Annotated in this window: 20 protein-coding genes, 1 other RNA gene and 1 pseudogene; 15 read left to right on the top strand and 7 right to left on the bottom strand. The window is 41.8% G+C overall.

From position 1 onward, the window contains the following. The first annotated feature begins 54 nt into the window (after window positions 1-54). The 6 genes from rnpB (at window position 55) to AC0L13_RS09380 (ending at window position 9,194) form a co-directional block, all read left to right on the top strand. Window positions 55-453: RNase P RNA component class B (gene rnpB, locus AC0L13_RS09405), an RNA gene on the top strand. Window positions 454-873: 420 nt separating this feature from the next. Beyond that, a complete protein-coding gene (locus tag AC0L13_RS09400) occupies window positions 874-2,001 on the top strand; it encodes a THUMP domain-containing class I SAM-dependent RNA methyltransferase (RefSeq protein ID WP_473646281.1) in 1,128 nt (375 codons plus the stop codon). 68 nt (window positions 2,002-2,069) lie between these two features. Next, window positions 2,070-3,986, top strand: coding sequence for an ATP-dependent DNA helicase (locus tag AC0L13_RS09395; RefSeq protein ID WP_473646278.1), 1,917 nt, complete (start codon window positions 2,070-2,072; stop codon window positions 3,984-3,986). Between the two features lie 164 nt (window positions 3,987-4,150). Further along, the gene (locus tag AC0L13_RS09390) at window positions 4,151-7,753 is read left to right on the top strand and encodes a dynamin family protein (RefSeq protein ID WP_473646274.1); all 3,603 of its coding nucleotides are present in this window, start codon (window positions 4,151-4,153) and stop codon (window positions 7,751-7,753) included. A 1-nt stretch (window position 7,754) separates the two neighbouring features. Further along, the gene (locus tag AC0L13_RS09385) at window positions 7,755-8,576 is read left to right on the top strand and encodes a sulfurtransferase (RefSeq protein WP_473646272.1); all 822 of its coding nucleotides are present in this window, start codon (window positions 7,755-7,757) and stop codon (window positions 8,574-8,576) included. A gap of 21 nt (window positions 8,577-8,597) precedes the next feature. After that, window positions 8,598-9,194 (top strand): metallophosphoesterase family protein, encoded by a 597-nt coding sequence (locus AC0L13_RS09380; protein ID WP_473646269.1) that lies wholly within the window; start codon window positions 8,598-8,600, stop codon window positions 9,192-9,194. A gap of 42 nt (window positions 9,195-9,236) precedes the next feature. Here the strand turns inward: AC0L13_RS09380 and AC0L13_RS09375 are convergent, their stop codons facing one another. Beyond that, the gene (locus AC0L13_RS09375) at window positions 9,237-9,635 is read right to left on the bottom strand and encodes a ribonuclease HI family protein (protein WP_473646266.1); all 399 of its coding nucleotides are present in this window, start codon (window positions 9,633-9,635) and stop codon (window positions 9,237-9,239) included. Window positions 9,636-9,714: 79 nt separating this feature from the next. Here AC0L13_RS09375 and AC0L13_RS09370 point away from each other — a divergent pair, with 79 nt between their 5' ends. Then, complete coding sequence (locus AC0L13_RS09370) at window positions 9,715-9,903, top strand: zinc-finger domain-containing protein (RefSeq protein ID WP_473646264.1); 189 nt, start codon at window positions 9,715-9,717, stop codon at window positions 9,901-9,903. A 51-nt stretch (window positions 9,904-9,954) separates the two neighbouring features. Here the strand turns inward: AC0L13_RS09370 and AC0L13_RS09365 are convergent, their stop codons facing one another. Continuing rightward, entirely contained in the window at window positions 9,955-10,158 is a 204-nt protein-coding gene (locus AC0L13_RS09365) for a cold-shock protein (protein WP_473646262.1), read from the bottom strand. 141 nt (window positions 10,159-10,299) lie between these two features. Here AC0L13_RS09365 and AC0L13_RS09360 point away from each other — a divergent pair, with 141 nt between their 5' ends. After that, complete coding sequence (locus tag AC0L13_RS09360; protein ID WP_473646260.1) at window positions 10,300-10,944, top strand: HD domain-containing protein; 645 nt, start codon at window positions 10,300-10,302, stop codon at window positions 10,942-10,944. Window positions 10,945-11,194: 250 nt separating this feature from the next. Then, the gene (locus AC0L13_RS09355) at window positions 11,195-11,911 is read left to right on the top strand and encodes a Type 1 glutamine amidotransferase-like domain-containing protein (protein WP_473646258.1); all 717 of its coding nucleotides are present in this window, start codon (window positions 11,195-11,197) and stop codon (window positions 11,909-11,911) included. A gap of 228 nt (window positions 11,912-12,139) precedes the next feature. On the opposite strand, the gene AC0L13_RS09350 is transcribed toward AC0L13_RS09355, so the two are convergent. Together AC0L13_RS09350 and AC0L13_RS09345 are read right to left on the bottom strand one after the other, a co-directional pair. Next, window positions 12,140-13,594: a PQQ-dependent sugar dehydrogenase gene (locus tag AC0L13_RS09350; RefSeq protein ID WP_473646255.1), complete on the bottom strand. Its 1,455-nt coding sequence runs from the start codon at window positions 13,592-13,594 to the stop codon at window positions 12,140-12,142. Window positions 13,595-13,815: 221 nt separating this feature from the next. After that, window positions 13,816-14,355: a 3H domain-containing protein gene (locus tag AC0L13_RS09345; protein ID WP_473646252.1), complete on the bottom strand. Its 540-nt coding sequence runs from the start codon at window positions 14,353-14,355 to the stop codon at window positions 13,816-13,818. 89 nt (window positions 14,356-14,444) lie between these two features. On the opposite strand from AC0L13_RS09345, the gene AC0L13_RS09340 reads away from it, so the two are divergent. The 3 genes from AC0L13_RS09340 (at window position 14,445) to AC0L13_RS09330 (ending at window position 17,695) form a co-directional block, all read left to right on the top strand. Further along, on the top strand, window positions 14,445-15,530 hold the full coding sequence (locus AC0L13_RS09340) for a branched-chain amino acid aminotransferase (RefSeq protein ID WP_473646250.1): 1,086 nt from the start codon (window positions 14,445-14,447) through the stop codon (window positions 15,528-15,530). A 67-nt stretch (window positions 15,531-15,597) separates the two neighbouring features. Beyond that, window positions 15,598-16,719 (top strand): o-succinylbenzoate synthase, encoded by a 1,122-nt coding sequence (menC, locus tag AC0L13_RS09335; protein ID WP_473646247.1) that lies wholly within the window; start codon window positions 15,598-15,600, stop codon window positions 16,717-16,719. Between the two features lie 175 nt (window positions 16,720-16,894). Further along, on the top strand, window positions 16,895-17,695 hold the full coding sequence (locus tag AC0L13_RS09330) for a DUF6612 family protein (protein ID WP_473646245.1): 801 nt from the start codon (window positions 16,895-16,897) through the stop codon (window positions 17,693-17,695). Window positions 17,696-17,786: 91 nt separating this feature from the next. On the opposite strand, the pseudogene AC0L13_RS09325 reads toward AC0L13_RS09330, so the two are convergent. After that, window positions 17,787-17,951, bottom strand: a pseudogene (locus tag AC0L13_RS09325) (zinc-binding dehydrogenase); the annotation flags it as partial. 12 nt (window positions 17,952-17,963) lie between these two features. Then, the gene (locus AC0L13_RS09320; protein ID WP_473646243.1) at window positions 17,964-18,275 is read right to left on the bottom strand and encodes an ArsR/SmtB family transcription factor; all 312 of its coding nucleotides are present in this window, start codon (window positions 18,273-18,275) and stop codon (window positions 17,964-17,966) included. Between the two features lie 158 nt (window positions 18,276-18,433). Between AC0L13_RS09320 and AC0L13_RS09315 the strand changes: the two genes are divergently transcribed. Both AC0L13_RS09315 and plsY read left to right on the top strand, forming a co-directional pair. Continuing rightward, complete coding sequence (locus tag AC0L13_RS09315; protein ID WP_473646240.1) at window positions 18,434-19,144, top strand: SAM-dependent methyltransferase; 711 nt, start codon at window positions 18,434-18,436, stop codon at window positions 19,142-19,144. Between the two features lie 229 nt (window positions 19,145-19,373). Beyond that, window positions 19,374-19,994, top strand: coding sequence for a glycerol-3-phosphate 1-O-acyltransferase PlsY (gene plsY, locus AC0L13_RS09310; RefSeq protein ID WP_473646238.1), 621 nt, complete (start codon window positions 19,374-19,376; stop codon window positions 19,992-19,994). A gap of 576 nt (window positions 19,995-20,570) precedes the next feature. Here the strand turns inward: plsY and AC0L13_RS09305 are convergent. Further along, entirely contained in the window at window positions 20,571-20,942 is a 372-nt protein-coding gene (locus tag AC0L13_RS09305; protein ID WP_473646236.1) for a hypothetical protein, read from the bottom strand. A 593-nt stretch (window positions 20,943-21,535) separates the two neighbouring features. On the opposite strand from AC0L13_RS09305, the gene AC0L13_RS09300 reads away from it, so the two are divergent. After that, window positions 21,536-22,570 carry an aminoglycoside phosphotransferase family protein gene (locus tag AC0L13_RS09300; RefSeq protein WP_473646933.1) on the top strand — a complete coding sequence of 345 codons (1,035 nt, stop codon included), beginning with the start codon at window positions 21,536-21,538 and terminating at the stop codon, window positions 22,568-22,570. Window positions 22,571-22,638 lie beyond the last annotated feature (68 nt).

Genomic DNA, 22,638 nt, shown 5'->3' with positions numbered 1-22,638 from the left:
AGAAATCCGTTGATTTTTGTCGAGAATTGCAGTATACTATTGTAACCATAGTGTGAATTCAGGTAATCGCTGCAACGTCAGGTTGTAGAGGAAAGTCCATGCTCGCACGGTTCTGAGATGACCGTAGTGTCCGTGCTCGGCGAAAAAATAAGCCGGGGCAGTGCGCAATGCGCATTGACGGCGGGGATAAATCCTAAGTGTGCTTCTGCACATATGGATGAGATCCCCTGAAAAGTGCCACAGTGACGTAGCTGATCCGGAAACGGGTCAGATGGAACGCGGTAAACCCCACGAGCGAGAAACCCAAATTATGGTAGGGGCACTCTTCTGAAGGAATTGAACTGATGAAGGGACAGACACCTTCTTTAGATGGGTCTGTAGATAGATGATTACCACCCTAAGTACGAGGCGCAAGCCGTTTGAGTACACGGGAACAAAACATGGCTTATCGAATTTACGATGGTTCCACATAACAATCAATGCTCTCCTTATTCGTTTGGAGAGCATTTCTACGTTATTAGGAAATTAATTAACATTAATCATACATACTAAATAGAAGTATGCAGACAGTTCCTTTATGACTTGTAAGGAATATGTAATAAGGATTCTGTCTAGGATTGAAGCGAAAGGCGGCGACTCCTGTGAAAGCCGTAACGAAGACAGCTTTTGCGCGCAATGTTTTCCTGCGACCCTTAGGGAGCAAAAGCGAAGCGTTGGGAGCGGGATGCCTTAATTTCTGCAAAATACGCAGAAAAACGGCAAATCGAACCCTTCGCCGTTCGATTGGCTCACCGCTCGCCCACGGAAAGCGTCCGCCTGTAGCGAAAATCCGGGTTGTTACCCGCGTACTTATAGAATTGGAGTTGGAAATGCATGGCAAACTATAAATTGGTCGCCACATCTGCTATGGGGCTTGAATCGATCGTTGCGGATGAAGTGAAAGACCTCGGTTTCGAGACGAAAACCGACAACGGAAAAATCTACTTTGAAGGCGATGAATATGCAATCGCCAAAACAAACATGTGGCTCCGTGTCGCGGACCGCGTCCGGATCATCGTCGGTGAATTCACCGCCACCACATTCGATGAACTTTTCGAACAAACGAAATCCCTTCCATGGGAACAATACTTGCCAGTCGACGCAAAATTCCCTGTCGCAGGGAAATCAGTAAAATCGACTTTGTACAGCACACCTGACTGTCAGGCAATCGTCAAGAAGGCAATTGTAGAACGGATGAAATCCGCCTACAACCGGATCGGCTTTTTAGACGAAACAGGCCCATTGTTCAAGCTCGAAGTATCCATCTTAAAAGATAAAGTAACCCTTACAATCGATTCGAGCGGTGCCGGTTTGCATAAGCGAGGCTATCGTGTCGGGCAAGGTGATGCGCCGCTCAAAGAAACGATGGCAGCTGCACTCGTCAAATTGACACGATGGAATCCCGATCGACCGTTTGTTGATCCGTTTTGTGGTTCTGGCACAATTGCCATCGAAGCGGCAATGATCGGTCAACAAATCGCACCGGGCTATAACCGTGATTTCAGCAGTGAGGAATGGCCTTGGATCGATCAGGCGATCTGGGACCGCGTCAGGGAAGAAGCGGAAGACATCGCGAAATATGATCAGCCACTTGACATTACAGGTTTTGACGTCGATCCTAAGATGATCAAGATTGCTCAGCAAAACGCAGTTGAAGCAGGCTTTATGGATTTGATTAAATTTGAGCAGCGTGATGTCAAAGATTTGACTGTCGAAGGTTTGAACGGCGTGCTCGTCGGCAATCCTCCTTATGGAGAGCGTTTAGGTGAAATTGAAGAGGCTGAGGAACTTACTCGTGTCATCGGTCATATAATGGATAGGTATCCGTCATGGTCCGTTTACATGCTTTCCTCGCTCGAAAACTTTGAAGCGATGTACGGGAAAAAAGCGACGAAGAAACGAAAGCTGTTCAATGGTTTTATTAGAACAGATTTTTATCAATATTGGGGTCAACGAAAATAAATGATCAGATTAAACGGAAGAGGCCTGCCTCTTCCGTTTCCATGTGCGAAAAAGAAAGGGGAGCGCAAATGAAAAGGAAAATGCCATTTTCATTAACAAAAGAAAAATCATTCTATGAATCCTTGAATGACTGGATTGGCGATACATTATATGACGATTTGACCGAAAAGGGATTCGAATGCAGAGACGAACAAATCTATATGGCATTTCAAATTGAACAAGCGCTGAAAGAGAAAAAAGTCCTTCTTGCGGAGGCAGGCGTCGGGACAGGGAAGACGATTGCCTATCTTTTGCCGGCTATCGCATATGCAAGATATACGGGGAAGCCAGCCCTCATTTCCTGTGCGGATGAAACGTTAATCGACCAGCTCGTAAAAGAGGAAGGCGATATCCGCAAAATTAGTGATGCATTGCAAATCGATATTGACGTCCGTCTTGCAAAAGCGCGAGATCAATATTTATGCTTGAAGCGATTGGACGAAGCGGTTGACGCTTCGATGGATGACTATGCGGAAACCGTGCATAGCGGTTTACCAGATTTCGTTAACGGCAATTTGTCGTTGCAATCTATTTTCCCTTACGGAGAACGGTCAGACTATCCTCATTTGAACGATGAGCAATGGAAAACGATGAATTTCCATCCTGTTCAACAATGCGCTGCCTGTGATATTCGAAACCGATGCGGACAGACGATCCATCGGAATCATTATCGGGAAGCGGCAGATTTGATCATTTGCTCACATGATTTCTATATGGAACATATTTGGACGAAGGAATCGAGAAAGCGACAAGGTCAAATGCCATTGCTTCCTGACGTATCGATGATCGTTTTCGACGAAGGCCATCTACTCGAATATTCCGCCCAACGCGCCCTCACGTATGAAGTTCAAAATCATACACTCCTCAACTTGATGGAGCGTGTCATGGTTGACGGGGTACGGGAAGAGACATTGCAATTGATGGAACGGTTAATCGACGTCCATGAAGATTTTTTCCGACTTTTGCGATCCGCAACGAAAGAGAGCGGGGATGAAAGGAAAGCGATCCGAAAAAACGGGGAAATCCTTTCTGTCGGAAGGGAAGCAATCTCCATTTCAACCGCTTTGCTGGAAGAGTTCGTGTTTGAAGGCGAATTATTTATCATTCCGGAATATGATTTGAAAATGGTCGAGGAATATTTGGAGCAATATATATACTCGATGGAATTATTCATATCCGAAAATGACGCTGTCGACTGGCTGCAAGAAAGCGAAGACGGAATGACACTCACGATTATGCCGCGACTTGTCACGGATATTTTAAAAGAAAAGCTGTTTTCATCCAATATACCGATCGTCTTTTCGTCAGCCACACTTTCGGTCGAACAGGATTTTTCATATATATTGGATAGTCTCGGGATTGATGATTTCCTTTCATTTTCAGTGGAATCTCCTTTTGAATATGAAGAGATGATGGAAGTCATTGCCGCTGATGTTGATAAGGGAGAAAAGCCGAAATACGTGCTTGATTTGCTGAAGGATGATGAGCAAACATTGTTGCTGTTCAAATCGGAACAGTCGATGAAAAGATTCCAGGCCGAGTTGGATGAAGAGCAAAGAAAAGAAATCGCTTTTGAAGGGGAACGGGAATTATCCTCAATCATTCGTGATTTCCAGCAGAAAGAAGTTTCTGTCCTTTGTTCCTATCACTTATGGGAAGGTCTTGATATCCCTCAAGACGCACTTACTCGGGTCATCATCTATGATCTGCCGTTCCCTCCACATGATCCTTTATTCGATGCGCGCAGAAAGCATGCGGATAATTCGTTTGAAGAAGTGGATTTGCCATTCATGCTTCTCCGTCTACGGCAAGGAGCTGGACGTCTCATTCGGACATCGGAAGATTCCGGAACTGTGCATGTCTTAATGGAAGGTGAAGAACAAGAAATGAAAGATAGGATTGCCGGAATTTTTCCGGTGGATATCCAGACTTTCGTTAAGAAATGAGTTATAAAAGCTGTCTTTCTAACCGAGGAAACTCGTTTAAAGACAGCTTTTCCTATTCATGGATTAACAGGATCGTATACGCAAACTTCGAATTTTCAATCAAAGTCGTTCAGTTAAGAAAAATGGTATAGTAGATAGAGAATTGTTAGGAAGGATCGAATATTATGTTTGATAATGAATTATTAGTACGAACAGCTATTTACGGTCATTTATTTAACAAGAATCATGATGAGGAACGTGTAAGGAAAGCAGCTTCATTAGCAAAGAAATTAATGGATGAGGAGTTTGTCATCGGATTTGCCGGCCATTTCTCCGCAGGGAAATCCTCTATGATTAACGCATTGACTGGCGAGGATTTTTTGCCGACGAGTCCAATTCCGACTAGCGCCAATATCGTCAAAGTGAAGAAAACCGATGAAGAGTTTGCCATCATCCATCGGACGGATGGCTCGCTCGTAAAATACAAAGGCCACGGCTTCTTTGATGCGATTAAGTCTTTCAGTAAAGACGGTGCGGAAATTTCTCTTATCGAAATCGGACATCCTGGATCCAAACTACCGGAAGAGATAACGGTCATGGATACGCCAGGGGTTGACTCGACTGATGATGCACATCGCTTGTCGACGGAATCGGCACTTCATTTAGCCGATCTCGTTTTTTACACGATGGACTACAATCACGTCCAATCGGAACTGAACTTCAAATTCACGAAAGAATTATTGCGTTATAATACCAATGTTTATCTGATTATTAACCAAATTGACAAGCATCGGGAAAGTGAACTGCCTTTTGAGGACTTCAAGAAGTCTGTTGAAGATTCCTTTAAACTATGGGGAGTTGAGCCGAAAGGAATTTATTATACTTCTTTGAAATCCAATGACCTACCGTTCAATGATTTTGAAAAAGTGAAAGGCATTGTCGAAGGTTCAATTGTAAATTGGAAAGAACATTTCTTGGATAACGCAGAACAATCATTGTTGAAATTAAAAGAAGAACATATGGATTTCCTGGAAAGTGAGAAAGCGGAGTGCAAATCGGCGTATGTGGAAATCGTTACAGACGATGAGTGGAATGAATACGAAGAGCTCTCTACAGAATTGAGCGAGTTAAAGAAGCGAGCGTCCCTTCTTTCGGGTGATGAGTTTTACGCTACATTTGAAAGGGAACGAAATGAATTGCTACGCAATGCATCGATCAGTCCTTTTGAAACGCGTGAGCTTTTGAAAGAATACTTGGAGTCGAAGTCCCAGAGATTCAAGGTAGGTTTATTATTTGGGGCGAAAAAGACCGCGGAGGAAAAGGCAAGAAGAAAAGAATCCTTATCTTCCAACTTGTCAAAACTAATACATACACAAATCGAAGTCCATTTGAAAGCGCTGATGAAAAAAACGCTCAAAGATGCTGGGCTCATGAACGATGAGCGGTCGATTGAAATTGACGAAATGAATATGTCGGTTCCATTCGAGGAAATTGACGCACAATTGAACGTTTCGGATGTCGTAACGGGTGAAACCGTATTGAATATGGCAGAGCAAATGAAAACAGCTATCCAACAAGTATTCCGCAAACTGACGGACGATTGGAAACAAGAAATGTCGACGATTGCCGCTTCAGCAGGAAATGAACAATCAGGACCGCTTCTTCAAACGATTCAAACGCTTGAACAAAAGCTGGCAGCCATTGCGCAGGTGAATGAAATTGATCATAAAAAATCAGAATTCACCTCTACTCTCGCCACTCCAACTGCAAGTGTGAAAACGTCCGGCGAAATATTGCTGCGCCTGTGGGAAAAGAAATCCGAAATTGAAACAGTGGAACTCGATGGACTGGAAACGGCTGCAGATGAGATGGTTGCCGAAGTTGTTGAACAAGTCCAGGAAACCGACATTGAAACGCATACGAAAGGTCCTGATGCAAATAGCGTCATCGATCAAGCGCTTCATATTGCGGAATCGGTAATGAATATCCCTGGTTTTTCGGAGACGGCCGATTATTTGCGGAACAAAGCAGACCGTCTTTCCCATCAGGAATTCACTGTCGCCTTATTCGGTGCATTCAGTGCCGGGAAATCATCCTTCTCTAATGCGTTGATCGGCGATCGCGTATTACCGGTTTCTCCTAACCCGACGACAGCTGCCATCAATCGAATTAGACCGCTGTCAGCCGGGAAAGAAGATCGAACAGCAGACGTGCATTTGAAAACAGTCGATCAGATGACTGGCGATGTTGCATTTTCATTCGATGCGCTCGGCATGCCGGTTTCAACTTTGGAAGAAGCGTTCCAAAAAGCGGGAGATGTCCTAGGGAAAGAGCTGGAAGAGGAAAGCCTTCATATCCATAAAACATTCATACGTGCATTCGAGACGGGCTACCCAGTTTATAAGGAGAGTCTCGGAACAGTCATGAATGTCGATCAAACCGAATTTACACGATTTGTGGCCGAAGAGGAACGCAGTTGTTTCGTTGATTCCATCGATTTGTATATCGATTGTCCGTTGACGAGGCAAGGCATTACCCTCGTCGATACGCCGGGGGCCGACTCAATCAATGCTCGGCATACCGATGTTGCATTCGAATATATAAGGAATGCAGATGCGATTCTTTTCATTACTTATTATAATCACGCCTTCGCGCGAGCGGACCGTGAATTTTTGATCCAACTCGGCCGTGTGAAAGACGCTTTTGAATTGGATAAAATGTTCTTTATCGTTAATGCTATCGATTTGGCAAACAATGCGGAAGAAGCGGAAACAGTTCTTTCATTCGTCGAACAGGAATTGGCTGCTTTCGGCATCCGTCATCCACGAGTCCATGGCATTTCTAGCTTGCAGGCGTTGGAAGCTAAGCTTGATGGTCGTCACGATAGCTCCATGGAAGCTTTTGAACAGCACTTCAGCCATTTCTTAAAGAATGATTTGAAAGGGCTCGCCGTTCAAGCGTTGGAAGAAGAGGTAACGAAAACGGTCAATCGACTTGCGATTTTGATTGAACGGACCGAATTGAACAGGTCACGCAAGGCCGAACGCTTGGTAGAACTTGATCGCTTTGAACAGGAAGTTCGCGCTCGCTATGCAAACGGTTTTGCAGAAGTGATTCGCAAAGCTTCCAACAACGAATTGAATGAATTGGTTTATTATATATTACAACGGGTGTTCCTTCGTTTTGGAGACTTCTTCAAGGAAGGCTATAGCCCTTCAACGTTTGCCAATCATTCGGCTGACAGAGCGTTAACTTTGGCGCTCGCTGAAACCGTCCAGATGGTAGGCTTCGATTTGACGCAAGAGTTGAAAGTGACCAATTTACGTATGCTAAATTTCATGAATAAATTATTGAAAGAGCGGGAGCGTTCCGAAATGCGGTTCCTTGCTGATAAGGATAGCTCCATTTCACCTTCTCCATACGAAGCGGAAGACGCTGAAATGCTATCGTTCACTGCACCTTTTGAAAATCCGGCAGTATATAAAGATGTCAACCGTTCATTCAAAAACCAGAAATCGTTTTTCGAAAAAGGTGATCGTCTCATTTTGAAAAATAAGCTGGAAGAACGGTTAAAACAAGACGCGTCGCTCTATTTAGGCAAAGAAAAAGAACGTATCGAATCTTGGTCTGAACAGTGGGTCGAAGCGGAGGCGGAAGGACTGCGTCTTCATTTATTGAAGCAAAGTATTCAGCAGATCGAATCCGAACGATCCCTTTTGCAAGATATGGATCAATTGGAAGAATGGCGAGCAATTCATAAGAAAATCCAACTGAAGGAGCTGGGTTGAAATGAGTGAAGTATTCAAATCGGTCAAAGACGTGGATGGTCAAACTATAAAATGGATAGATGCCCGTTTTTCGTTGCAGGACGTTAAAGCAGGGAGAAAAAATTACGAAAAAGGGCATATTAATGGAGCGCTGTACTGGGATCTCGAGGATGATCTTTCTGATATGTCGAAGAAAACAGGACGGCATCCATTGCCTGATAAAGAAACGTTAACGGCATTATTCCGGAAAAGCGGTCTCAAGCTCCATGATCGGATACTCATCTATGACGACGGAGGCAGCCCTTTTGCGGCAAGAGCTTGGTGGATACTGCAGTATGGAGGTTTTAAAAATTCCTTCATCTCATTGGAAGGCTATGAGGAGCTAGTGGCAAACGGCATCCCAACTTCCAACGAGGAGGAAGTCACAGAACAATCCAATGTGGAGCCTGTCTGGGATGAAACGATTTTTGCACCTCGTGAATTCGTCGAAAAGACGGTAGAAGGGAAAACTGGAAATGTGTTGCTCGATGCGCGTTCGGCTGAACGGTATCGCGGGGAAGTTGAGCCGATCGACAGAATCGCAGGACATATTCCGGGGGCTCGTAATTTCGACTGGGAACAGTTGAAAAAAGATGGCTCCTTCAATTTACATGACGAAGTTGAAAAGCAACTCACACAAGTTGTGAAGCATGATGACGAAGTCGTCGTCTATTGCGGCAGTGGTGTAACGGCTGCTCCGTTATTTGCGATGCTGAAACAAAACGGATTTGAGAACGTCAAACTATACGTCGGAAGTTATAGCGACTGGATTTCAAGGGAAACCATCGAAGTGGAAAAAGGGTGACCCGAAGGTAGAGGTGTAAATATGAAATATGCGATTATAGGGGATATTCATTCCTCCAAAGGAGATTTGGAGGACGTCCTCTCCCATATTAAAGAACAGGCGCCCGAGGCTGTACTAATCGGAACCGGGGATCTGTTCGAATGTATAATCAGCAAGCGTTATGTGAACGGTCGCACGTATAGCAAGCTTGAAGAAGTCATGCTTATACCTGATGATTTTGTTGAGTTGTTGAACTTCCCATCAGTAAAAGGGAACCAAGAAGAACGTATTTTGCTCATTACGGAAACGGATGATTCATTATACGGAATTCTTTCGGCTATGCCCGAAAAAATTGAACTTGGTGCAGCTGAAGTGATCCATGGCCATCAATGGCAGTGGGGTGGGGAACCGTGGTCGTTATTAGAAGCGGATGTGTCGAAAAACGTGACGTTCTACGGTCATAGTCACCATTCAGGCTTACGACGTAACGGGAGCGGGGAAGTGGCCGTCGAATTCGATCATCCATACGATGTGAAAGACGGCCAGACGCTTGTCAATGTCGGTGCTGTCGTGTTCGATAAAGAATGGGTGCTGTATGACGATGAGTTGGACACTGTAACATTTATGAAAGCGAAGTAAAGTAGGGAGCGTTTGCTATCGTGCAAATGCTTCCTCTCCTTTTTACTTGTCTTCATCTTGTTTATGAATCGCTTCTCGGGCAAGTGCGTCCGCAGCGCGATTTTCACTGTCCGGTATCCATTTAATGAAGAAGAAATCAAACGTTTTTGCAATGGATAAGATTTTGTTCAGATAATCCTTATGTACTTCGTTTTTTACGAATTCATTCTCCACAGCCGAGACGACTACTTTTGAATCGGAACGAGCCGAAACAATTCCGGTCGTCAGTTTTGCAGCTTCCTCCATTCCGCGGAGAAGGGCTATGAATTCAGCTGTATGGTTGTTCGTCGGCTCAATTGGTTCGGAGAATTTGACGATATTCCCTTCACCTTTAATGAAAATTCCGATGCCGCTTTTGCCAGGATTTCCGGCACTTGCGCCATCCACGTATAACTCGATCATATTCCATCTCTCCTTATCATTGTTGCAACCGGCAAAAAAGAATATTAAAATGAATGAATGACCTGACTGGGAGGTTGCTATGGATAAATTATCAGTCATGAATGAAATTAATGAAGTGCTTGATACGTATTGTGAAGGATGTTTTGTCAAAAGGCAACAAGTGAAGGACATTGGGAAAACCGGTGCACATCAATTTTGCATTCGAACTTGTACAATTGGGGAGCAGCTTCAATTTTTAGGAAATGAAATGAATAAATTGACAAAATAATATCCCGCCGGATTTTCTAGGCGGGATATTGCATGTTTAATCATTCATTATTCATGTTATAGTCAAGACATTTGCCGCTTGGGGTCCGCGGTTACCTTCTACGATTTCGAAGGATACGGTTTGGCCTTCATCCAATGTCTTGAATCCTTCTGACATAATGCCAGTATAGTGGACAAACACATCTTCGCCGTTATCGGTTTCAATGAAGCCATATCCTTTTTCGTTGCTGAACCATTTTACTTTACCTTGGTACATGTTTATTCCTCCCTCGGCATTTCAATGTCTTCCCCATTATTAACATGGATGCATTAACTATACATGAATCGACAATTTACGTCAATAACATGCCTAAATTTTCTGCGAATTGATTCTAAAAATATGAAAAGGGTGGATGCTATGGAAACGATAATATGTAATATAACGGAGCGAGTGACCGATATTTATAGACAGTTTGATGCGAGCCATGACTATGATCACATTTTACGGGTTATGAAAAATGCGGAAGAGATTGCGCAGACGATGCCTGACGCGGATATGACAGTCATTAAGCTTGCAGTCCTGCTGCATGACATCGATGATCCGAAATATAAAGAGGTCGGCAACGTGTCTGCTTCAGAGCTGCTTCGTTCAGCCGAAGTAGACGACGAGTTGGCAATGAAGGTTTTGGATACGATCAAGAGTGTTTCTTTCAATGGTGGCAATGAAGAGGAAGTCGTATCGATTGAAGGGGCAATTGTAAGGGATGCGGATCGTCTTGACGCAATCGGTGCAATCGGCATCGCCAGAACTTTCGCTTTCGGCGGGGCGAAAGGTAGGAAATTATATGACGCGGATGAAATTGCGAGAACTAAAATGTCCGAAGATGAATACCGTTCCAGACAAACAGCTTCTGTCACGCATTTTTATGAAAAACTACTTTTATTGAAAGATTTGATGGTGACTGCAGAAGGGAAGCGTCTTGCGGAGGAGCGCCATGATTTCATGATCGCTTTTTTGGAACAGCTGAAATTGGAAACCGGGATTGTTGGAAACGGCAAATAAGCTGCCATAACTGCTTTATGGAATACTGTACTTTTGAAAAAGTAAACGCACCCTATTGAAGAGAAAAAGTCCCCTTGGAGGTCTATATAGTTTGAAGCTAATGGGAATGCATAGGTTCCGAGTCGTCTGAATTGTGAAATGCTGTTTTCAAACTAAATGTCCGCTGTGAAAATACGAGTTGATTTAACGAGAAGGATAATAACCACCCTTTGTAGAATTTATGAAGTAGAAAATGGAGAGGAAGGAAGAAATGAGACAGATTATTGCAATGGGTGGCGGAGGTTTTTCTATGGAACCAGAAAACCTTATACTTGATAAATACATTTTAGGCCAAGCTAAAAAAGATTTACCGAAAGTGTGTTTTATTCCAACCGCTAGTGGAGATCAAACAAATTATATTGAGAGATTTTATAATGCGTTTAAGACTCTACCATGCCAACCTTCTCACTTATCTTTATTTGAGCCGGAATTTTCGGATTTGGAAAAGTATGTTCTTGAGCAAGATATAATCTTTGTTGGAGGCGGCAATACCAGAAACATGCTTGTTTTGTGGAAAGAATTGGGTTTAGATACCATATTGAAGAAAGCGTATAATAAAGGGATAATACTTTCTGGACTAAGTGCAGGTTCAATTTGTTGGTTTGAAGAAGGATTAACTGACCCATTAAACGCATCATTATATAAGTTAGATTGTTTAGGCTACTTGAAGGGCAGTAATTGCCCTCATTATGATGGTGAGAATAAAAGAAAGCCGTCATATCATCAATTAATATTAGAAGGAAAAATAAAAGAGGGTTATGCTGTCGATGACGGTGCTGCTCTTCACTTTATAGATGAAACACTATATACTTCAGTAAGTTCAAGACCAAAAGCCAAGGCATACTATGTTAAACGTGGAGATAGAGAAATAATAGAAAACGATATTAATACAGTTTACTTAGGAGAATTCTTAGAGAGTACTTATTAAACTGAAGGGTGCTTTAGTAAAATAGTAAATTCATTTGAAAAAGGGGCTGTTCCAGTTTGTCAGTTTTCATCAACTTACGGAACAACCCCGTCTATATCATGCACACGATACTATATCCGTCATTATGGAATGCCTACTTTCTAGATACAAGGACCGACAGTATGTTAATTATAGATACTGTCGGTCCCATTTCATTTATTATGTTCATCGATTATTGTAGTTGCGTAATTATGGAGTAATTTCAAAAATAGTACCTTTGTTAAAATCTGTCACATTCATTGAGCCATAAACTCCTAAATAAAGTCTGGTTTGATCCAGATTCGTTCCTAAACTAACATAATAAGCTGATTGAGACCCGAAATTGTAATCGGTTTGAATAATATTAAAATCATTTAGTTTACCATCTGTTCTTACCCTAGTATAAGCTAAAACCCCTCTACCTGGAGATTGAGATCCCTCATCCCGGGCAATATCGGTAAACAGAACGCTTCCCGTTAAATCCGGGATTCCATTCCCCATATAGGCTTGCACTCCTGTAAGTGCAGTTCCTCCAAACTTGTCTGGTCGGGGATCTTGATGAAAATAACTTGTTAACGGCTGAAGACGCTTCGATGAGGTTTTTACTGCTTCATCGTAATAGGCCATTGTTTTCTCATCTAGTGTGGGATTTGCAGAGCAGCTCCTTATTATCGAAGTAGGAAAAGTACCTTCCCAGCCACGCCAGCCTAAGTTAATGAATCCATCTTGGTCAAGTTGAGACTTCAGTAAAGAAGCTTGAATGAGCTGAGTAACCGGTATCGGTTTATATTGAACGAACGAAAAAATCGACTCTACCAAATCCTGTCCGACATTTCCTACATACTTGACAAACTGATTATAAAACCGCTGAAATGAAATGCCAGGTATATTTCGAACCCCTTTGGCAATGACCGTAAGTGTTTCCTGAATAGTTGCGGGGAGTTCATTAAAACGTGTAACGACGGGCGGATTTTCAATAAATGTATTCCTATCTACATCAATTTCGATTATTTTACCGGCTATCTCCATATCGTTCTGACTTAGATTAAATGGATCATAACCTGATCCGCCATCACCGGTTGTTAAAACAAGTCTTCCTGTTTCAGGTGAAAAATTCAAGCTATTAACACCGTTATGATTAAAAAATGGTCTTCTTAAATTGAGCAATGTCCGTCGTTTTTGAGATTGACCGCCCGATTGTAAAACCCATTCTTCAACTGTATCGATATGATCATATTGCGTTTCTCTATTTAGCCACTTTAAGTTTAAGGTGCTGGGATCACACGGATTAGGCTTAAAAAATTCTGGAAGAGCATTTTGAGCTGGTTTTGCAGCTTCTGAAGGAGGAAGAGCGCCCGGACCTTGTGTTCCAGCTACTGAATAATGAAGGTAAAACAGACCGTTAAAATAAAAACCAGGATGAAACGCTAGACCTAGCAATCCTCGTTCATCATATCCACCATTAGAAATACCTAGTTTTATGATTCGCGGGCGAATATCTAAAAAAGTTCTTACCTCTCCGTTTCCTATGTAAAAGATTTCTCCTATCTGGGTTGCAATAAATAATCTTTCAACTGAGTCACCTGGAAGTACCGCTGTTTTCAATACAGTAGGTAAATTTATGTTGTTTACAATGGGGCGTAATCCGACCTTAATTTTTCCCAACTAACTTTACACTCCTTCATATTGTTTCTTTTTTAAGAATATGATTTGAAATTCTCTAATAGTACCGAATTGGGTCGGTTGAGATAAGGATGAGGATACTTTAGAAAGCCATAGAATTAACGACAAAAAAACATCATCTTGTGAAAGATGATGTAGGTACGATAAACCTTGCTGTATAAAGGTTTTGAGTCATATGAACTTTTCTTCCGAATTAAAATTCATCATTCGACAAGGATACCCGCTTTTTTTAATGCGATTTCAGCATTGTCAATTTGATATTGTTCATCGGCTACAACCGTATGGAGATGGATCCCTCCCTCGGCTAGATTGGAAAGGTATACCGCATTCGCCTCATGTATCCGCCTCATGAATTCCTTCACTTCCAAACGATTCGCGACCATGATGGAGGCGCTCAAGTCTCCGTATACTGGGTGCTCGATTTTCACATCTTTCACAGTCAGTCCGTGGTCGACGAGGATGTTTAACTCTTCCTCCGTTTGCTCAGGTGTATGATGGCAGACGAGCACTTTCTCGATTTTCTCCGGTCCTACTGATGCATGCACATAGATGTATCCTTGACTCGTCGCAAGGATCGGTTCCTTTTTCGCTTTTAATAAAGTAATATCTCCAACGATGACTTGGCGGCTGACACTTGTCAGTTCTCCAAGCTCTTTGCCCGTCAATGGGTTTTCGGATTTCTGCAATGTTTCCAAGATTAATTTCCGGCGTTCTTCTCCGGGCATTTTTTCAGTTCCAGTCAATGTCATCACTCCATTTCAATCATTTTAACATATCTGTCTTCACAGTTTCGTGTATAATGAAAAAATACATAACAAAAGGGGGATTTACGATGACGAATGTAGTCAATGTTGAAAAGACCTTACAACCGAAACCGAAGCCGGCTTTCGATCAGCTTTCGTTCGGCACAGTTTTTACGGATCATATGTTTACGATGGATTATACGGAAGAGCTAGGATGGCATGATCCGAAAGTTGTTCCATATGAACCAATCATGCTTGATCCTGCGGCAATGGTATTCCACTACGGCCAAACAGTGTTCGAAGGGTTGAAGGCATATGTAACGGATGATGAGGAAGTTCTTCTTTTCAGACCCGAAGAGAATATGAAAAGATTGAATCGTTCGAATGAAAGACTATGCATCCCCGCGTTCGACGAAGAACTCGCTCTTTCTGGCCTTCGGAAACTGATCCAAGTCGATAAAGATTGGATTCCAAATATCGAGGGGACATCCCTTTACATCCGGCCTTTCATTTTCGCGACACAGCCGTATCTAGGTGTTGCCCCGTCCAAAACGTACCGCTTCATGATCATTCTTTCACCGGTTGGCGCTTATTACAAAGAAGGCATCAACCCTGTGAAAATTGCGGTCGAATCTGAATTCGTCCGTGCTGTAACGGGGGGGACAGGCAGTGCGAAAACGGCAGGCAACTATGCAGGTGCTATGAAAGCGCAGGAAGTGGCGGAAGTGAAAGGCTACTCACAAGTGCTTTGGCTTGATGGGAAAGAACACCGATACATCGAGGAAGTCGGTGCTATGAACGTCTTCTTCAAATTGAACGGAGAAGTTGTCACGCCCGAACTCAATGGAAGCATTTTAGAGGGGATTACACGGAAATCCGTCATTGAATTACTGCAGCATTGGGACATCCCTATTACCGAACGGAAGATTTCCATGGAGGAGCTTTACGAAGCTCATCAGTCGGGAATCTTAGAGGAAGCGTTCGGCACGGGAACGGCAGCGGTTATCTCTCCGATCGGGGAGCTGTATTGGAATGAAAAGAAAATCACTATCAATAACGGAGAAATTGGTGAATTGGCACAAAGGGTCTATGACACGATGACAGGCATCCAGACGGGAAGAACGGAAGACCCGTTCGGCTGGCGGATGACAGTGGATGTTGAAACAGTAAAGTAACTAGTACATGCATCCTGTCGCAACGGCAGGGTGTTTTTTACGTATTTATCAGGGAGGTGAATCAATTTTGCGAATTACAGAAGTGACGATCCGTAAAATGAAAATGAGGATGAAAGAGCCTTTTTCAACAAGTTTTGGGACGATGCAAGATAAGCATTTTTTGCTGTTGGAAGCTCGGGATGAAATAGGGAACACTGGCTGGGGAGAATCGGTCGCATTTGATGCCCCGTGGTATACCGAGGAGACTGTGGAAACGAGCTTGCATATGCTTCGCGATTTTCTTATCCCCCTGCTGCTTGGTAAGGACATTAGTCATCCCGATGACGTCGGCAGTCTCTTTGCACCGATTCGCGGGAATAATATGGCGAAGGCCTCCATTGAGGGCGCCGTTTGGGATCTGTATGCAAAACGGAAAGGGATTTCATTGGCTGAAGCGTTGGGCGGTCAACGTGAGCGAATTGAAGTCGGCATCAGCATCGGAATTCAAAATGATCTAGCGGGTTTGATCGATAAAGTGCAGAGGAAATTGGAGGAAGGCTATAAGCGGATTAAAGTGAAAATCAAGCCGGGAGCTGATGTTGACATCCTCCGAGGATTAAGGGCTGCTTTTCCGGATGTGCCGCTTATGGCGGATGCTAATTCGGCCTATACATTAGATCATATCGATTTATTGAAGCAACTGGACGACTTCGGCTTGCTGATGATCGAGCAGCCGCTCGCACATGATGACATCGTCGATCACGCCATATTGCAAAAACAATTGAAGACGCCGATCTGCCTTGATGAAAGCATCCATTCATTCGAAGATGCACGGAAAGCGGTCGAGCTCGGAAGCACAAAAGTCATCAATGTAAAAATAGGAAGAGTAGGTGGCTTATCTGAAGCGAAGCGAATCCATAATTACTGCATGGGGAAAGGTGTTCCCGTCTGGTGTGGCGGTATGCTGGAAGCAGGAATTGGTCGCGCCCATAATATCGCGTTGACGTCACTTCCGAACTTCATTCTTCCAGGTGACACCGCAGGGTCATCCCATTATTGGGAAAAGGATATAATTGAGCCTGAAGTGATGGTGGAAGATGGATATATCACTGTTCCGACTTCTCCCGGAATCGGTTTTTCACCCGATTTCCGTACGATCGAGGAATTTACGACAGACATTTGGATTTTTAAAGATGAACGAATGGAATGACGATTATAAACGGGAACTCTATCGGGATAAATGAGAAATTCATGGACAAGAACGAGAACTCTTTCGGTGTTTGCGATAAATGCAACTTCTCTAGCGGAATATCCGTCCAATGGATTGATGAAGTGTGCTTATTCCGGTAAAATGAACTTAGGTTTTGTAGAGAGGAAGTTTACATGTGAAAAAAATAGTTAGTGCCCTTGCGATTGGTTCGCTCGTTTTTCTTTTGGCTGCTTGCACCAATTCAGGAGGAGCTCAAAAGAAAATGACAGCCGGAGATTTATTGGACAAATCCCAACAAGCGATGGACACATCATTAAAAGCTGTCCGTTCTCATATTGTATATGATGATTATGCGGTGACCGTCTATGACGGAGATATCGAAAATCCTGAAAAAGCTGGCGCAAAATTCGATATGACGATTGATGCTTTCCTTGATCCGATGAAAGTACGCCAGAAATCAATTATTTCCCCGCGAGGCGTGAGAAGCTGGAAGCAAGATTTATACCAAGTGGGCGACCGGACGTTTGCAAAGCCTGAAAAGGAAAACGACTGGGAAGAGCTGCCATCCGGATCAATCGAAGAATTGTTCGGGACGCTGACTGCCGAATCGCATCCAATGCTTGACCTGTCCAAATTCAAAGAATTCGAGGACGAGTTTGTACTCGAACCGATTGAGTATGGATATGCATTGAAATTGTCTTTGGACCGCAACGATTACAAGCGGATTAAAGAACTTTTCCCAGATATCGGACCATCTGAGGATGGCTTCAACATCGTTGACAAAATTGAATTGGTCATTACTTTCAATAAAAAAACTTCTTACGTGACGAGTTTCAAATGGTCTTCCGATATGAGGAATTACAAAGATGGGAACTCCTATCGATCCCGCCAAAAGCTGAACGCCACATACAGCTATTTCAATGATATTGAAGACTTCAAGCTGCCGAAGGAAGTCAGTGAGCTAACAGCAGAATAAAATGAAGAACCAAGTATACCCCAGGAGTTACGTTTAACTTCTGGGGTGTTTTATTATAGCTGTTGGGTATCTTTTTCACTCCGTTTGACAGCTATTTGATTTTTACTATTACTTTCCCTTTCGCCCTACCAGACTCTACATAATCCATCGCTTTTTGAGCATCTTCAAAAGGAAACACTTTATCAATTATCGGTTTGATTTTACCGGCCTCAATAAAGTTCGCAATCATACGTAATTGCTCTCCACTTGGCTTCATCATTCCAGCATTTCAATAAAAGTCCTGCATGTACTTATCAATATTCAGCACAAGCTTTCTTAATATACCTAATTCTGTACGTACGTTAATGTAGTAGTAGTTTTTTGTCCCTTGTTTGCGCATTAAAATTACACCGGCTTCTCGTAAAATCTTCAGATGATGGGACACGGCAGGGCGTGAAAGATGAGTTTGTTCCGTGATTTCACCCACACGCAATCCTGTTTGACAATCCTTCCCCAGTAGTATCAACAAGATTGATTGTCGTGTTGCATCACCGATTGCCAATAATACTTTTTGACAATTAACGAAATCCTCTTTGATCATATTTAGTTGGTCCTGAAGCAGTTGAATTTTGATGCAATTACAAAAACAGTGACACCAATTCAATATTACATCTTTAGCTAATAATAAAAGTAAAAAAGGTTAATATAACCAAATATATAGTATAATTTGAATATGATCTTTTGAAGGGGTGAGTTTAGGTGGGGAAAGTTGAACAACCAAGCACTAAGTTAGATTTAGAGCGAATTATTTTTATCGGAAGGACATATGAAGAGTATTTGGACATGTTCTTACTTTCAGAGGAAGAACTACATGGAAAGAAAATACTTGATTGTCCAGCGGGGGCTTGTTCATTTACTGCTGTTGGCAACAAATTAGATTTAGATATAACAGCTTGCGACATTGCGTATTATCATTCGAGTGAAGATTTGAAAAATAAAGGACTACAAGATATTAAACACGCGATGGAGCAAATGCAAAAAGCCGAAAAAAATTATAAATGGAGTTATTTTGATAGCATAGTAGAGCTTAGGGATAATCGATTAAATGCTTTGCACGATTGTACCAACGATATGAGAGAATTTAACGAAAGATACATTCCCGTTGCCTTACCTTCGTTGCCATTTAAGAATGCGGAATTTGATGTAACTCTATCGGCACATTTTTTATTTATGTATGCAGATAGATTAGATTATCAATTTCACATCGAAACACTTAATGAGTTATTGAGGGTTTCAAAAGAGGAAATTCGTATTTTTCCTTTAGTTGATTTAGAGGGAAACAGATACGAGCATTTAGATAAAATTATTGATTATCTGGCTACTATCGGCTGTTCAGTTGAAGAAGTGAAAGTACCATATGAATTTCAGCTAAATGCTAACTCGATGTTGAAAATAAAAAAAGGTAAGTAAGATAGGAAGAACATGGTAACGTTGATGCTTTTTAGAATTCTTTTATTGAATTAAAAGGAAGGTTCAACTAACGACTGATAAAGATATTGATACTATTGAAGAATGTGGATCACTGGGAACGCAGCGGATTTGATCCAGTTTCTTAAGATATATAGTCAATACTTCCGTTAACGCGCGCAGTTGTCATATAACGATTTGTCGTAAAAGTACTAGTGGGAGGAGAGTAAAGATGGATATTTTTAAGATTTTTGTTGCCTTAGTTTTTGGTTACCTTCTAGGTAGTCTTAATACAGCAGTGATTGTAGGAAAAATATACGGCATGGACATAAGAAGCCACGGAAGCAAAAGTGCCGGGCTTACCAATACTCTAAGGACACTTGGGAAATCTGCTGCGGTATTTGTTCTTTTAGGAGATATATTAAAAGGGATAATTGCCTGTTTTATCGGCTTGCTTCTTGGCGTTTACTTTTATTCTGGAGGGGCGGTGGATTCCGTAAGCCTTTTAGTGGCAGGCGCAGGAGCGGTTATAGGGCATAACTGGCCGGTATATTTTAGGTTCAAAGGGGGAAAAGGAGCACTAACAGCAGTGGCTGTACTGTTTATGATTGACTGGGTTATGGGCCTTTTATGCCTTGGTTTTTTTGTAATAATAATTATTTTAACCAAGTATGTTTCTTTAGGCACCATATTAGCTACTATGCTTATTGCTGCTATTTCATTTATTCCTGTTTTTGGACATACCTTATATGTTAATATTTTTGTATGCCTAATGGCTCTTATGGTTATTTTTAGACATAGAGAAAATATACAAAGGCTGCTTTCAGGAACAGAAAACAAACTTACTTTTTGATCTGTCTACAGCGTTTAGCATCTCACATGTTCCTCAAAAGGGCACGAGATTGTTGAAGATCATAAGCCTAATTCCTCGCTCAAGACACGGAGGGGTTAGGCTTTTTGGGTCTTCATCGGTAATGGAATCTTTGTGAACGTCCATCCTACATGCGCGTTCAATGATTATTTCCATTGTAATTATCCATTCCAGGACAAATAGAATTAGAGGCTGATGCAAAAAACAGAGTAGGATTAACCTCCCATGAATGCCTCCCATAAGTAAGCGTAATTCTGTCATGCACCGTGGTCGCTGGAGTCAGACTAACGGATGGGTTCTATGGCACCATAGTTGATCGACCTTCCTCTTCCAGCTGTAATATCCAATACCCGTTCTGCACACATTTTCATCCTCTGTGGTGAAAGTGCTGATTTTGCACTACATGGATGGCTAACAGATGCTTTACTTGAAAATTGTTGAGCTGCTTGACGGCTCTTTTTTCTTGTTCAAGTAAAGGGGATGTTAGTTGAGAAGTACAAAATAAAAAGACCTTATGTGGTCTTTTTTAAAAGTTTTAGTAACGTATCAATTTCTGTTTTAACGGTAAAAAAAATGAGGCTTATTTTCATCATCAAATATGAGTAAATAAGGATTTTCATCTTCGGGAATAATAATGATAACTTCATCAATCGTAGTATTCACCCATTTATTCTCTAATCGAAGAGATGGCGTTAAAGGGATTTTAACTATATAACCTTTGTCTGGAATAGGGTTGAACTTTTTAACAATAGTATCAATTTCTTCAATAACTTTTTTAGTCTCTACATATATTTTTGGGTTTATTGGAATTGTTATTATCTTACTTTCTCGAAGATCAAGAAATTCAATATTTGATGTGCTTTGCGCGCTTACTATCAATAGATTAAATAGGAAAAGTATTGGTATTGACGTAAATAATATCTTACGCATCACATTTATCACCTCAGGTTTAGCCTTACCAAAGATTATTTTGTCATACATGCTTATTAAACTACAGATGTTTTACTCGAAGATTGTTGGGCTTCTTGAGCTAAGTGGCCAAAAGAATTTACCTATAATCAAAATTTTCTATTGATTTCTTACAAATGGTTATGGCACACTATAGAAGTGAAATTATTTTTCAACTTTTTCCTTCGAAAGGGGATGTTTTTAATGACTGCTTATATGGTATTGGTGGTTTCAACTTAACCGAATTTCAGGCATAGTATATTCCAATCTTTGATTATAGCTTGGAATGAGAGCAATCGGGTAGATCACCCGTGTTTTTTTGCTGTGCCGTAAACAGTAACCTTTCGTGAATACTGCTGTTAGCGGGATGCGATGAAGGTCGTATTCTTTTTTGATTATAAGCCGATTTTTGGCTTTTCTCCGCGAAACAGCAGCTTCTTCAGAGGCTGCTTGTTCGCGGTATTTTTATGCCCAAAAACAACTATAATTTTTAGGAAAGGATTGGTTCAATCATTGATTTGAAACAATATGGCTATATCGAAGCCGGACAAGGGGAAAAAGGGAGGATGCAAGAAATGAACAACCATGATGAAATGATTGTAAAGCCTGAAATACTGACGCTTGTTTTGAGTAAAATGCTCGACAATACGATAATCCGCGCAAATTATCAACTTGAAGAGTTGCAAGGCGGGACAGTAGGAGTTGTTCGGCTTGTAACAGGCATGGCTGAAACTTCTGATGGTAAATATCTGCCGTATAAGCTGGTTTGGAAAACACAGAAAAAATTTGAGCGTTATGGTGATCCGGATTCATGGCGTAGAGAATACGATCTCTATGCATCTGATTTCAAGACGGTTTTCTTCGATTCGTTCCGTTGGCCAGAGTGTTATCACGCTGAAATAAATGGCGATGAGATTCAACTGTGGATGGAATATATTGATGGTGTGTCAGGCTTACATCTGACCTCGGAAATGTATGAACGTATAGCCGAGGAATTGGGGCGATTTCAAGGCAAGTTGTACACTGAACGACCAAACGCATTGCAAAATTTGCCCAATTTAAGCAAGATTGAGTTTATGAAAAACTACTATCAGCGATATCGGTCATGGGATGTTTTGTATGATTACATACGCTCCGATGACTGCGAAATTCCGAAGCACTTGTGTAACATGCTCATAGACATAGATAACAATGCAGAAGAAGTATTCAGTCGGATCGAAAAGCTACCAATAGTGCTTTGCCATAGAGATTTTTGGGTGGCAAACATATTCTATTCGGACAATAAAGTAATACTTATCGATTGGGATACTGCCGGATGGGGGTACATGGGCGAAGATATCGCGAGTTTAATAACGGATGAAGCGGACGTCAGTCATATGACTGAATACTACCAAAAATGCATCCCGGCGTATTACAGAGGTTTTTCGGAATATGCGGATGTGTCTCATATCTCCAATCATTATATCTACGAACTAATCCTTGTCATGTTCGGATACAGGCTTGTGGAGTGGTATAAATTCGCTGAGTCGGCCGAAGATAAGACATTGCATCTTAACACCTTGCAAAAAATCCATGAGATGAGAGATATGGAGATAAATATAATGCTTTAATTGAATAAGACAATACCACGAAATGGGACTTCCAAGTAATCTGAAGTCCCATTTCATCGTAAATCAAC

The sequence above is a fragment of the Sporosarcina sp. QA0331 genome, from assembly GCF_055808055.1.
The sequence above is the reverse complement of the archived record's forward strand: the minus strand, read 5'-3'. Positions and strand labels throughout refer to the sequence as shown.